This is a genomic window from Vibrio sp. LB10LO1 (assembly GCF_010092875.1).
Lineage (GTDB): Bacteria > Pseudomonadota > Gammaproteobacteria > Enterobacterales > Vibrionaceae > Vibrio > Vibrio campbellii.
The window spans coordinates 38,141-50,429 of sequence record NZ_JAADJW010000011.1 but is presented as its reverse complement, the minus strand read 5'-3'; the positions used below and the strand labels follow the sequence as shown (position 1 = coordinate 50,429).

Genomic DNA, 12,289 nt, shown 5'->3' with positions numbered 1-12,289 from the left:
TATGGAAGTGTTAAAACAAAAGAGTTTGCTAAACAACATTGGCGTGCAAGTCGTCATTGCAATGATCGTGGGTACTGCCGTTGGTGCCTTCATGGGTCAAAGTGCGACAGTATTCGCGCCACTTGGTGCGATCTTTATCAACCTGATTAAAATGCTCGTGATCCCATTGGTTGCGGTAGCCCTTATCTCGGGCGCAGCAGGCCTTGGCAACAGCCAATCTGCAGGAAAAGTAGGCTTGGTAACCCTAGGTTACTTCGGTCTAACGTCTGCCCTAGCAGTAGCACTAGCGCTGTTCATGGGTGAAGTATTCAAACCTGGCATGGGCATCGACGTTTCTGGCGTTGAAGGTATGTTCTCGGCTGAATACGCTTCAAAAGGTGAGCTACCTACTTTCTGGGCGACCATCACTGGTATGATCCCAACCAACGTTTTCCAATCACTTAATGAAGCAAATATTCTTCAGATCCTAGTGTTCTGTATGTTCTTCGGTATTGCGATTTCAAAACAAGAAAAAGCGCGCCGCGAGCCAATCATCAATGGTGTTAACTGCATCGTTGACGCGATGGTTTGGATGATCAACAAAGTGATGATCATTGCTCCTATTGGCGTATTTGGTCTGATGGCTGAAGCGGTGGGTACGTTTGGTTTTGGTGCCCTCATGGTGGTATTCAAACTGTTCGTTGTGTACGTAGCTGCAATCCTTGTGTTCGGTTTCGTGGTTTACCCAGCGATGGTACACATCTTCACTAAGACATCGGCGAAGAAGTTCGTGTCAGCAATGAAGAAACCGCAAGCCGTTGCCCTGTCTACCGCGTCTTCAATGGCGACACTGCCAGTAACGATGGATACGTGTGAAAAAGAGCTTGGCGTTAAGAACTCGACTGCATCATTTGTTCTACCGCTTGGCGCAACCATCAACATGTCTGGTAACGCGATTTACTACGGTCTAGTAGCAATTTTCTTTGCTCAGCTGTTCAACATCGACCTAGGCATGGGCGCGTACATCGCGATCATCGTTACTTCTACACTAGGCGCTGTAGGTCAAGCAGGTGTTCCTGGTCCTTCATTCCTAGTAGTAGCAGTACTGCTTGCTGCTGGTATTCCAATCGAAGGCCTACCACTACTGTTCGCTCTTGACCGTATCTTCGATATGATTCGTACCGCACTAAACATCACCGGTGACGCAGCATGTGCAGTGATCGTCGATGCTCTAGTGGAAGAAGAAGCGCAACAAGCTGAGCTTCAAAAGCAAGAAGCTTAACCCTGAACGCATTTTAAACAAGCCGCTCAAAAGAGCGGTTTTTTTTCATCTCAAACCTGCCTTACGTAACCGTTTAAATAGAAACTAATGGCATATTTTTTCTCAAGTGATATAAGAGCGGCATAAATAAAAAAACCATAAACCTAGGCTAGGTTGACCCCATGAAATTAATGTTGTCTTTAGGCTCGCTGTCGGCTAACAGTTTGCCTATCGAAAAAAAACAGCAAGTGCTGATCGATCTTGTGATCCGCACTTATCAGTCACACGAACGAACGGAGCTTTTTAAGGCAATTACGGACTATCGTAAAAACCAACTGATCGCTCTCTTTCCTGAACATGCTAACAAAAGCTATTCCATTATCTTTGAGTTGATGGACTATCGTGACCTTATTGAACGATATCCTAGCACCCTGTCCGAAGAAGCTGCTTTGCTTGAAAAAGTCGTTGGTCAGTGCTTTATGCATTGGCTGGACTTCTGGTGTGAGTGCGAGATTGCCGCTATTAAAGCGAAGTTTCCGTTGAAGGAAAACGAATCACCAGCTCCACGGCTTCTCTTTGAAGACAGTGCTTACTATGGTGCTCTAGTTGAGCGAGTAGAAGACACTCAACTTATGGTACAAATCCCAAGCCACCCGCAGGCAATGCCACTCAGTGATGCGATCGCATTGAGTAATCTTGAGCTTTTTATACAAGGTGAAAAGTGGTACGAGATGCTGTCGCTATTGTCTTTGTCTCAAGTTGGTAAGCACTTCATCGTACTTAAACACCCAGATCAGGAGTCTTGCCCTACTCTGGTGGCTTCCGCGCTTATTCAGGATTGGTCTATTCGCGATACTTGGCTCAGCTACGCGCCACAGTTTAGTAATGAGCAATGGCATTACTGCTTTCCTAGTTATGGCTACTCTGAATTTACGCGTTTACAGCTATTTACACCCTCAACACTGTTAAAATGTTACTCTCTCCCAGAATTTGATAACGAATTCAAGTTACAATTGTCCGATACACAAGCCGTTTGCGAAGTGTTGCGCCTGACCGTAAGTGGAAACGCTCAACAAAAACTCTACTTCCTCTACCTCGCTCAGAAAGAGTTGATGAGTGTATTGCATCAGACAGGTTACAAAATTGGCTTCACTATTATCGAGCAACCTTTCATGCTCAACTTTTATCGAGCTATCGATGCGAAGGCGTATTTCCATTCGGGATACTGCGACTTAAATGACGATGGCAAACAGACTTACCGTGGATTCTGGAATTTTGAAATGATGGTCAAAGCGTTCAGTAACATCGACTTTCGTGGTTATAAACGTGCTGTTCGAGCGAGCAGAAAACGCGGTTCGTTAGAAAGGGATGAGCATGTTTGATTTTAGCCTAGAGGCTATCGTCTACGCCAAAGCCATTACGCTTCTCGCGACCGTGGCTGTCGTCATGATGTGGCTCTTCTATTACTGCTATCGACTTAAGCAAAAAAATGAAGTGATCTTTGGTACTCACCACGCAGCTTATATTGCGTACTCGGTGTGTATCATTGCGTGGATCAGCAGCAATGCTTATTTCCATACCGATTTACTGCCCGAGCTCGGAGCTTCGGCTGGCATGTTCATGGCTAAGTTTGCCAACCTCGCTTCCTTCTTCGCATTTGCTTTTGCCTACTATTTCTCATGCCAGTTAGCGGCGGAGCAACGCAAAGGCAAAGTACACCGATGGCAGCAAGGCATCTTTGTTTCATTAACTGTGTACTCGCTGTTTATCAATTTGCGTCCCGGTTTGACCGTAGAGCACGTCGATATTGTCGGCCCAAGTCAATTCGTCATCGAGTTTGGCCCGCATACCTCTTATTTCTTTATCGGCCTCGTTAGCTTTGTTGTTCTGACTCTCGTCAATCTTGTCGCCATGCGTACGAACAGCAGTAAGCTGACTCTAGCCAAGACCAACTACATGATCGCCGGTATCTTGGTGTTCATGCTTTCGACGGCAGTTATTCATCTTGGTATGACATACTTTATGGGAGATTTCTCGTTGACTTGGTTACCACCAGCCTTGTCGATAAGTGAAATGCTCTTTGTTGGTTATGCACTGCTGACCTCCCGCTTCTACAGCGTAAAGTACATTGCTTACCTCGCTCTTAGCGCGCTGCTGGTCTGTGCTATTTTCGTTCTGCCTTTAGGCGCAATATTTATCCCACTTACGGACAGTAATCAGTGGCTTATCGCCACACCTATCTGCGCCCTTATTGGGATTACTTGGCACCTTTTGTATAAAAAGGTCAGCCGATATGCATCGTTCTTGATATATGGCGACAAGAAAACACCAGTACAGCAAATCTTGTCCCTTGAAGAGGATTTTAAGCTTTCTATTGATGATGCGATGCGCCGTCTGGGTAAGCTGCTGCAAATTCCCAATGACAAACTACGCCTCGTAACCAGTAACTACAACGAAACCTTTTACGAAGAGTACCTTTCATCAAACCGCTCGGTGTTGGTGTTTGATGAACTCTCTGAAGAGCTCGAATACAAGGTATCGGCAAAGCGCTCAATGAAGGCGCTGTATGACAAAATGAGCTCAAACAACACCGCTTTGGTTATGCCGCTGTATGGGCAAGGTAAATCGGTTACGCACTTATTGGTTTCTCCCCACAAAAGCAACAACCAAATGTTCTCGAACGAGGAAATCTCAGCAGTTCAAACCTTGCTTACTCGAGTACAAAGTACCATTGAAGCGGATCGCCGTATTCGACAAAGCCGTGCGCTAGCTAACTCTATTGCTCACGAAATGCGTAACCCTCTCGCTCAAGTTCAGTTGCAATTTGAAGCATTGAAGCAGCATATTGAGAATCATGCGCCCGTTGAACAGATCAAACTAGATATTGAAAATGGCCAAGCCGCAATTCAGCGCGGTCGCCAACTCATCGATATCATTTTGCGAGAAGTGAGTGACAGCTCGCCAGAGCACGAACCTATCGCTATGACCTCGATTCATAAAGCCGTCGACCAAGCTGTCAGCCATTACGGTTTTGAAAATGAGAAAATCATCGAAAGGATTCGTCTGCCGCAGCACACTGATTTTGTGGCAAAACTCAATGAGACCTTATTTAACTTTGTCATTTTCAACCTGATTCGTAACGCAATTTACTATTTTGACTCGTATCCAGACAGTCAAATTGAGATCAGCACGAAAACGGGCCCTTACGAGAATACGTTGATTTTCCGCGACACTGGCCCGGGTATCGATGAAACCATCTCTCACAAGATCTTTGACGACTTTTTCTCTTACCAAAAGAGCGGCGGCAGCGGCTTAGGTTTGGGCTACTGCCAGCGTGTAATGCGTTCTTTTGGCGGCAGAATTGAGTGTGAGTCTAAACTTGGCGAATTCACGGAATTTCATTTGTACTTCCCTGTTGTCCCGAATGCACCAAAAGCAGACACATTACGCACGCCTTACTTCAACGATTGGAAGCAAAATAAACGAAGTAATGAACATAAAGTCGCGTCCAACGTACAAATGAATAACCAAGCACCAACAGTGCTCATCGTCGACGATAAAGAGGTGCAACGTGCGCTGGTTCAGATGTATTTGAACCAACTTGGCGTTAACAGCTTACAAGCAAACAACGGTGAAAATGCCGTCGAAGTGTTTAAGGCAAACCACGTAGATTTGATTCTGATGGACGTACAAATGCCTGTTATGAATGGATTTGATGCAAGCCAAAGAATTAAAGAGCTGTCTCCTCAGACCCCGATTATCGCATTATCAGGAGAGTCTGGAGAACGCGAATTAGATATGATAAATAAGCTAATGGACGGTAGGCTTGAAAAGCCAACAACGTTAAACGCTTTGCGTCATGTTTTAGGAAACTGGTTGAACAAAGACACTGCATCGAGCTCTTTTGAAGCTGAGAGAGAATAGTTGGCACCTGATATGCATTGCTGAAGTACAAATCGAATTATCCATAGATTCAAGTCCTCTACAGGATGGAGGAGCAGCTTGATAAGGAGTGAACATGATGCTTCATCGACACACATATTACGGCTTGATCCATCACGGTATTAAAACACTTTTGCTCGATCGCGTGGGTCATTACACAGAAGAAGAATATCACCAGTATCTTAACTTAATGACCGGAAAGTCTACCTGCTTCACCATGTCACATGACGAGCTGGAAGCCACCGTTGACAACCTATTACGAGAGGGTTACCTCGAAGACGTAAAGACGTTGATCACACGCTACCAAAGCGTCGCGTAACCTCTACCCTCTCCCAAAAATTGCCGTCTTGATTACGGCAATTTTTGTTTTCACTACGCTATAAATGTTCACATTACCTCAGATTTCGCTAGACTGTCCTCAACTCAACAACTAGGTAGTGTTTGCCTCATGAAGCAAATCCTTGATTTTATCCCTCTCATCGTCTTCTTCGCCCTATACAAGATGTACGATATATACGTTGCAACTGGCGCCCTGATCGTTGCGACTGCTATTCAGATTGTATTGACGTTCGCGCTATACAAAAAAGTCGAGAAAATGCAGCTGATCACCTTTGCTATGGTGGCCATCTTCGGCGGCATGACCATCTTCCTGCACGATGAAAACTTCATAAAATGGAAAGTGACCATCGTTTATGCAATCTTCGCGATTGGTTTAGCCGTAAGCCACGCAATGGGCAAATCAGCAATCAAAGGCATGCTAGGCAAAGAAATCACCTTACCCGATGCGATTTGGACCAAGATTAACTGGGCGTGGGTCGCCTTTTTCTCGTTCTGCGCTGGCTTGAATGTCTACGTTGCCTTCGAGCTTCCATTGGATGTTTGGGTGAACTTCAAAGTCTTTGGTTTGTTGATTGCGACGTTCGCTTACATGATTACAACGGGCTTCTACATCTACAAACACATGCCAAAAGAACAGAAAGAGCAAAAAGAGAACTCATCCGATGTATCGCTTGATGATTAAAAACTCAGTTTTGCTATAATTCGTTCATATTGATAATTCACAGCGACCTTTTAGGTCGCTGTTTTGTTCTTGCTGTCTGGGCTTTTGGCGTTGCCTTATTGCAACCCTCTCAGACTGCGTTGCTAGATTTAATGGATGTCAAAATGAGTCAGGAAATTCAATCCCCTCGCGGCCAACTGCTGCTTCGCACCCTTGCTATGCCTGCCGACACTAACGCCAATGGCGATATTTTCGGTGGCTGGATCATGTCTCAGCTCGATTTAGCGGGCGGTATTCTTGCTAAAGAAATCTCTTCTGGCCGAATCGTAACGGTATCAGTATCAAGCATCACCTTTAAAAAACCCGTTCGAGTCGGCGACGTTGTATGTTGTTACGGCGAATGTACCAAAATCGGCCGCACTTCTATGAGCATTGATCTTGAAGTCTGGGTGAAGCCAATCAAAGAGCACGGTATCGAAGATCGTTTCATGGTTTGTGATGCCACGTTCAACTACGTTGCGATTGATAGCGAAGGCAAACCACGCCCAATTCAGAAGTAACGAATAACTCAATAAAACAGAAATGCTAAGAAGAGTCTCACAATTTTTCATGTTTACTTGTGAGTGGCACAAAAAAGGCGTTAAATTAAGACTTTACCCTACCAATTAAGGAACTATGCTATGTGGTACGTCATCTTTTCTCAGGACGTCGAGAATTCGCTGGAAAAACGTCTAAGTGTTCGCCCTCAACACCTTGAGCGCTTGCAACAACTTCAAGACGAAGGCCGCTTACTAACAGCAGGTCCAATGCCAGCCATCGACTCTGATAATCCGGGTGAAGCGGGCTTTACTGGCTCTACTGTCATAGCAGATTTTTCTTCTTTGGAAGAAGCCCAAGCCTGGGCAGATGCCGATCCATACATCGCGGCGGGTGTTTACGAAAATGTCATCGTAAAACCGTTCAAGAAAGTGTTTTAAGTTATGAAAAAATTACTGTGTCTCTTCCTCGCATTTGGTGCGTTAGCTGGCTGTTCATCAAATGATGATAAACAGCGCCAACTTGAGCTAATGGCTTCAAACCGCGCGGGTGTACTTTCAGCGGGCTTACCGCTTGAATATGGTCCACTTAAGATTTTACGTATCTCATCCAACAAAAATGTGGTTGAGATGATGATGATCTACAACGACGATGCGCTGGGTGCTAAGCCATTAAACCAAGTGGTAAATACCAGTATTTACACTTACTGCAATACACCAGCAGTGCGCGAACAGATTGATATGGGCTTGATGTACCGTATTAAGATCCGCAACTCACGTGGCCAGCTAATGGCGGATGAGTTGGTATCTGAACAAACTTGTACTGCAACTCAGCAGCCACAGTAATGCGCTTATTCGTTCACTAGAATGAGTAAGAAATCAGATAAGAAGAAAGCGAGGCTCAATGTCCTCGCTTTTTTATTTCCATTCGCTAGTAATCATTACGCGAGCTCTGTTCGTAACTTTTTCGCAGCCGAAACCAGATTCGCTAACGCCGCTTCTGTCTCAGCCCAGTTTCTCGTCTTCAAACCACAGTCTGGGTTCACCCATAAGCGCTGTACTGGCACCTTCTCTGCAGCCTTCTTCAACAGTTCTTCAATCCACTCTTGTGTCGGAATGTTCGGCGAGTGAATGTCGTAAACACCAGGGCCGATTTCGTTTGGATAATTAAACGCTTCAAACGCTTTAAGTAATTCCATATTAGAACGAGACGTCTCGATAGTTATCACATCCGCATCCAAAGCCGCAACGGAGTCAATGATTTCGTTGAACTCGCTATAGCACATGTGCGTGTGAATTTGCGTTTCAGGTTTTGCACTGGCTGCCGAGATCTTAAATGCATCCACTGCCCATTGTAGATAGGCGTCATGGTCACGTTTTTTAAGTGGTAAGCCCTCACGAATTGCAGGTTCGTCTATTTGAATGATATTGATACCTGCATCCTGTAGGTCTGACACTTCATCACGAAGTGCAAGCGCTAACTGTTCTGCAATTTCTTTACGAGTGATATCTTCTCGCGGGAACGTCCAACATAGTATTGTCACCGGCCCCGTGAGCATGCCTTTCATCTGCTTACTGGTTAATGACTGCGCGTAGGTAGACCATTCAACCGTGATCGGCTTTTCACGTTCAATATCTGCCACAACAATGGCAGGTTTTACACAACGAGAGCCATAGCTTTGTACCCAGCCGAATTTAGTGGTTTGGAAGCCAGCCAAGTTTTCTGCAAAATACTCCACCATATCGTTACGTTCAGCTTCACCATGGACCAAGACATCAAGGTCTAACGCTTCTTGACGCTTCACAGCATCAGCGATGTGCCCTTTCAACGCTTGGTTATATTCCGTATCTGAAAGCTTACCTGTTCTATAAGCACTGCGTTGAACTCGAATCTCTCCGGTTTGGGGGAATGAGCCAATGGTCGTGGTTGGTAATAATGGTAACCCAAGTACCTCAGCTTGATGGGCGGCACGCTCTGCATAAGGAGCGCTGCGTTGAGTGAGTGACGCAGTAATGCTATTGAGTCGCTCTTGCACGCGTGGTTTGTTCACATGAGTCGCCGTCTTGCGATCCTGAATAGGTTGGCTGTAGGTATCACAAGCTAGAATCGCATTATGGTCTCCGTCTAATGCACGGCCGAGCAACGCCACTTCCGTGACTTTTTGTTTAGCGAACGCAAACCAGCTTTTGACTTCATCACTCAATGCTGGCTCTAAGTCTAAATCAACCGGGCTATGTAATAGAGAACAAGAGCTCGCGACCCAAAGTCTGTCACCTAGGCGTTCTTTTACAGGCTGCAAACACGCAAGCTGAGTGCTTAAGTCCGTACGCCAAACATTACGGCCGTTCACGACACCAGCCGACAACACCCAATGTTCTGGTAGCTTAGCAATCACCTCATCCAATTGCTCTAGTGAAGCCGATAGATCAATGTGTAAGCCATCGACATTTAATTCGACAATCTTATCGAGTGTGTCACTTACCGAATCAAAGTAAGTGGTCAGAAGGACTTTTACATCGCTGCGAATCACTTGATAAGCCAATTTGAACGCGTCGGTCCACTTGTCTTCAAGTTCAAGTGAAAGAATTGGCTCATCAATTTGTACCCATTCCACTCCTTGGCTTGCCAACTTAGAAAGGATCGTTTGGTAGGCTGTCAATAATCTAGGTAGCAGGGTAAGACGATCAAATCCCTCTTCCACTTCCTTGCCTAGGTAGAGATAACTGAGTGGGCCAAGCAGTACAGGCTTTACTTTATGCCCCGCTTTGATTGCTTCGTTCACTTCCTCAAACAACTGCGGCCAACTGACTTCAAACGCATCGTCCTTGCTGAATTCAGGCACAATGTAATGGTAATTGGTGTTAAACCATTTCGTCATGTCTGACGCCGCAGCACCTGCGCAACCGCACCCCGACTGAGACTGACCGCGGCCAACTTTAAATAAAGTGTCTAGATCTGGGAATCCGTTGGCGTGACGCTTTGGTGTGTGTCCCAAGAGTAATGTGGTGGTTAAGACATGATCGTACCAAGCAAAATCGCCAGCAGTTACAAAGCTCAAACCTGCTTCCGTTTGTGTGTTCCAGTTTTTCTCGCGCAGTCCAGCCCCGAGCTGTTTAAGTTCAGCTTGATCGATCTCGCCTCGCCAGTATTTCTCTAGTGCAAATTTGAGTTCACGTTTTTCTCCAATGCGTGGATAACCAAGAATATGCGTTGTCGTAGCCATGTCCGTATTCCTTATTCTGTGTCTGATATTGAGGTCAGTACATCGGGAATAAAATTCACCAAGATGTCTGGATGGCTAAAACTATCTCTCTCACGCATGGATTGGACAACATCCAATTATTCAACTTGTTTATTAAAAAATTTCATATTGAGCGATCTCACTCGCACTAGATTAAAACAAATAGACGTCTAGACGTTTACATATCCACTTTTTCTCGTTAAGTTAATAAAGCTCATGGCAGATACATAAGGATGAAAGGGATTCATGATAGAGTTGAAACACTTACGTACCCTCACCTCGTTAAGAGATACAGGGTCACTCACTGCGACCGCGACGGCATTGCACCTAACGCAATCCGCCCTTTCACACCAAATCAAAGACCTTGAATCTCGTATTGGCGGACAGCTATTTTTGCGAAAAACCCGCCCGGTAAAGTTCACGTCTGAAGGCGAAATCTTGCTTCGTCTCGCCGATGAAGTGTTGCCAAAACTCGCCAGAGCCGAAAACGAACTTGCCAGCCTCAAAGAAGACGTAAATGGCCGTTTGCATATGGCGATAGAATGTCACTCTTGCTTCCAATGGCTGATGCCTGCCCTTAAGGAATATCAACTCACTTGGCCAAGTGTCACGCTTGATTTCTCCTCTGGCTTTGGTTTTGAGCCGCTTCCCGCCTTACTTGCAGGGGAATTGGATTTGGTGATCACATCCGACATACAACCACGCTCTGAAGTGCACTATGAACCACTCTTTGATTTCGAAATGCGTCTGATTACTTCCACTAGTCATCCGTTAGCCGACAAAGACATCATTGAGCCAAACGATCTGGCTGATCAAACCATGCTTTCCTACCCGGTTCAGAAGCAAAGGTTGGATGTAGTAAAACACTTCTTACAACCTGCAGGAATTGAACCTGCCAAATGGAAACAGGCAGACAATACCCTAATGCTGGTCCAAATGGTGTCGGCGGGTTTGGGCGTAGCGGCATTGCCGAATTGGGCGATATCGGAGTTTTCTCGCCAAGGGCTGATCACAAGTAAACCTTTTGGTGATGGGTTATGGCGACGCTTGTTTGCAGCAACACGAAACTCGGAAAAAGATAAGCGTTACTTGCAAGCCTTCTTTGCAACCGCACGCCAACAATGCAAAAGCCACCTTGACGGCATCAAGATGGCTTAGAAAATTCGGAAAGAGAGACGAGATTAGCGTTCGTAAGATTTGAATTGATTGGTGAGTGGGTCATATTGGTAACCAAGCATATCAAGCTTGCCCACCACCGATTCCACATCCATCTCATACATGGAAACCAGTTCTTCAAAGCTGTCGCACTCTAAGCGCAGCTTTTCATTAACGATACCCAGCAAGATAATGCTGTCCCAGTTACTCACATTGCTTAAGTCCATAGCGACACTCCTCTAAAACAAGGTATTCGACCTCAATTCTGTTGAGCACATGCGTCTTGGCTCGCTCTAAACAAATAGAGGCTGTCTCTAAAGCGTAGACTTAATCTAATGATTTGAAAGTGAGCTAGATCTAAATCCCGAGCTCACCGATAAGAATTCTGACAGGAGTGTTATGCTAGAGGGCTTACGCACCTAGCTGAAATAGACCTTGAAGGCTAGTCATTGAAGCAAGTGCAAGCAGTAGTGCCGCTGCTAACTGAACTTTGTTCGGTGCTTTATGAGTAAAGATATGCCAGCACCAAACCACAATTGCCATGATCAGCATCGCCAGTGATGCCAAGATATGCTGCGTGACCGAGTTTAGTGTCGCTTCATCCAATTGATAAGTGGAAAACAAAGTCATCACCACCAACAACATCCCCGATACCACACCGGTCACAGGTAAAATACGGTGGAAAGCTTGCAGACGGCTACGTGCAATAACCAGAAGCAGCTGAGCAAATGCCGCACCTAAGAAGAAGATCATCAGTGCCATTGACGCTGAAGCGGCCCAATGCGGTTGTTCGAACACTTGAATACTCACATAAGCAAACGCCAAGCCGTTCGCCAAATGCAGTGCCCATAACGGACCTTTTTCACGAGTCTTTTTAGTTTGAACTTGAGAGTAGAAATAGAAGATCGCGAACACGACCATAAAGGCTTCAATACGCAATGAAGCCACTGCTAACCAAAGAATACCAATTGATGGCAACATCTTGTGCAAACGACCACGTTGACCCGGACAGATATCGCCCTTAATCAACAGCAAGGTCAACAGCGCTTGCGCGCCAAACAGCATTGGAGGAAAAGTTAACAGCAGTTGTTGAATCATGTTGAATGCAAACTCAAAAGTCATTTTGGGGTGGCGATAATAGCAAATCGCCTACCGCCAAACCACCTAAACCCAA

General features: G+C 45.6%; 12 protein-coding genes. 9 read left to right on the top strand and 3 right to left on the bottom strand.

Going from position 1 to position 12,289, the window contains the following annotated elements; all coding sequences use genetic code 11:
- Position 1: 1 nt before the first annotated feature.
- The 8 genes from GXP65_RS10020 to GXP65_RS09985 all read left to right on the top strand — a co-directional run bounded on the left by GXP65_RS10020 (position 2) and on the right by GXP65_RS09985 (position 7,564).
- Entirely contained in the window at positions 2-1,261 is a 1,260-nt protein-coding gene (locus GXP65_RS10020) for a dicarboxylate/amino acid:cation symporter (RefSeq protein ID WP_005431192.1), read from the top strand.
- A gap of 161 nt (positions 1,262-1,422) precedes the next feature.
- Positions 1,423-2,622 (top strand): acyl-homoserine-lactone synthase LuxM, encoded by a 1,200-nt coding sequence (gene luxM, locus GXP65_RS10015; protein WP_162092709.1) that lies wholly within the window; start codon positions 1,423-1,425, stop codon positions 2,620-2,622.
- Complete coding sequence (locus GXP65_RS10010; RefSeq protein ID WP_045369250.1) at positions 2,615-5,164, top strand: hybrid sensor histidine kinase/response regulator; 2,550 nt, start codon at positions 2,615-2,617, stop codon at positions 5,162-5,164. Before luxM ends, GXP65_RS10010 begins: the two co-directional genes overlap by 8 nt.
- A gap of 94 nt (positions 5,165-5,258) precedes the next feature.
- Positions 5,259-5,501, top strand: coding sequence for a hypothetical protein (locus GXP65_RS10005; protein ID WP_045369252.1), 243 nt, complete (start codon positions 5,259-5,261; stop codon positions 5,499-5,501).
- A gap of 129 nt (positions 5,502-5,630) precedes the next feature.
- On the top strand, positions 5,631-6,203 hold the full coding sequence (locus tag GXP65_RS10000) for a septation protein A (protein WP_162092708.1): 573 nt from the start codon (positions 5,631-5,633) through the stop codon (positions 6,201-6,203).
- A 143-nt stretch (positions 6,204-6,346) separates the two neighbouring features.
- Positions 6,347-6,742, top strand: coding sequence for an acyl-CoA thioester hydrolase YciA (yciA, locus tag GXP65_RS09995; protein WP_010649449.1), 396 nt, complete (start codon positions 6,347-6,349; stop codon positions 6,740-6,742).
- A 120-nt stretch (positions 6,743-6,862) separates the two neighbouring features.
- Positions 6,863-7,159 (top strand): YciI family protein, encoded by a 297-nt coding sequence (locus tag GXP65_RS09990; RefSeq protein WP_010649447.1) that lies wholly within the window; start codon positions 6,863-6,865, stop codon positions 7,157-7,159.
- A 3-nt stretch (positions 7,160-7,162) separates the two neighbouring features.
- Positions 7,163-7,564, top strand: a complete 402-nt coding sequence (locus GXP65_RS09985; RefSeq protein WP_038889955.1) for a GspS/AspS pilotin family protein — start codon at positions 7,163-7,165, stop codon at positions 7,562-7,564.
- Between the two features lie 95 nt (positions 7,565-7,659).
- On the opposite strand, the gene metE is transcribed toward GXP65_RS09985, so the two are convergent.
- The gene (gene metE / locus GXP65_RS09980; RefSeq protein ID WP_162092707.1) at positions 7,660-9,942 is read right to left on the bottom strand and encodes a 5-methyltetrahydropteroyltriglutamate--homocysteine S-methyltransferase; all 2,283 of its coding nucleotides are present in this window, start codon (positions 9,940-9,942) and stop codon (positions 7,660-7,662) included.
- A 264-nt stretch (positions 9,943-10,206) separates the two neighbouring features.
- Here metE and metR point away from each other — a divergent pair, with 264 nt between their 5' ends.
- Positions 10,207-11,118, top strand: a complete 912-nt coding sequence (gene metR / locus GXP65_RS09975; RefSeq protein WP_010649441.1) for an HTH-type transcriptional regulator MetR — start codon at positions 10,207-10,209, stop codon at positions 11,116-11,118.
- A gap of 23 nt (positions 11,119-11,141) precedes the next feature.
- Here metR and GXP65_RS09970 read toward each other — a convergent pair whose 3' ends face one another.
- Positions 11,142-11,342 carry a DUF4250 domain-containing protein gene (locus GXP65_RS09970; protein ID WP_005445023.1) on the bottom strand — a complete coding sequence of 67 codons (201 nt, stop codon included), beginning with the start codon at positions 11,340-11,342 and terminating at the stop codon, positions 11,142-11,144.
- Between the two features lie 184 nt (positions 11,343-11,526).
- The gene (locus GXP65_RS09965; protein WP_045369257.1) at positions 11,527-12,237 is read right to left on the bottom strand and encodes a hypothetical protein; all 711 of its coding nucleotides are present in this window, start codon (positions 12,235-12,237) and stop codon (positions 11,527-11,529) included.
- Between the last annotated feature and the right edge of the window lie 52 nt (positions 12,238-12,289).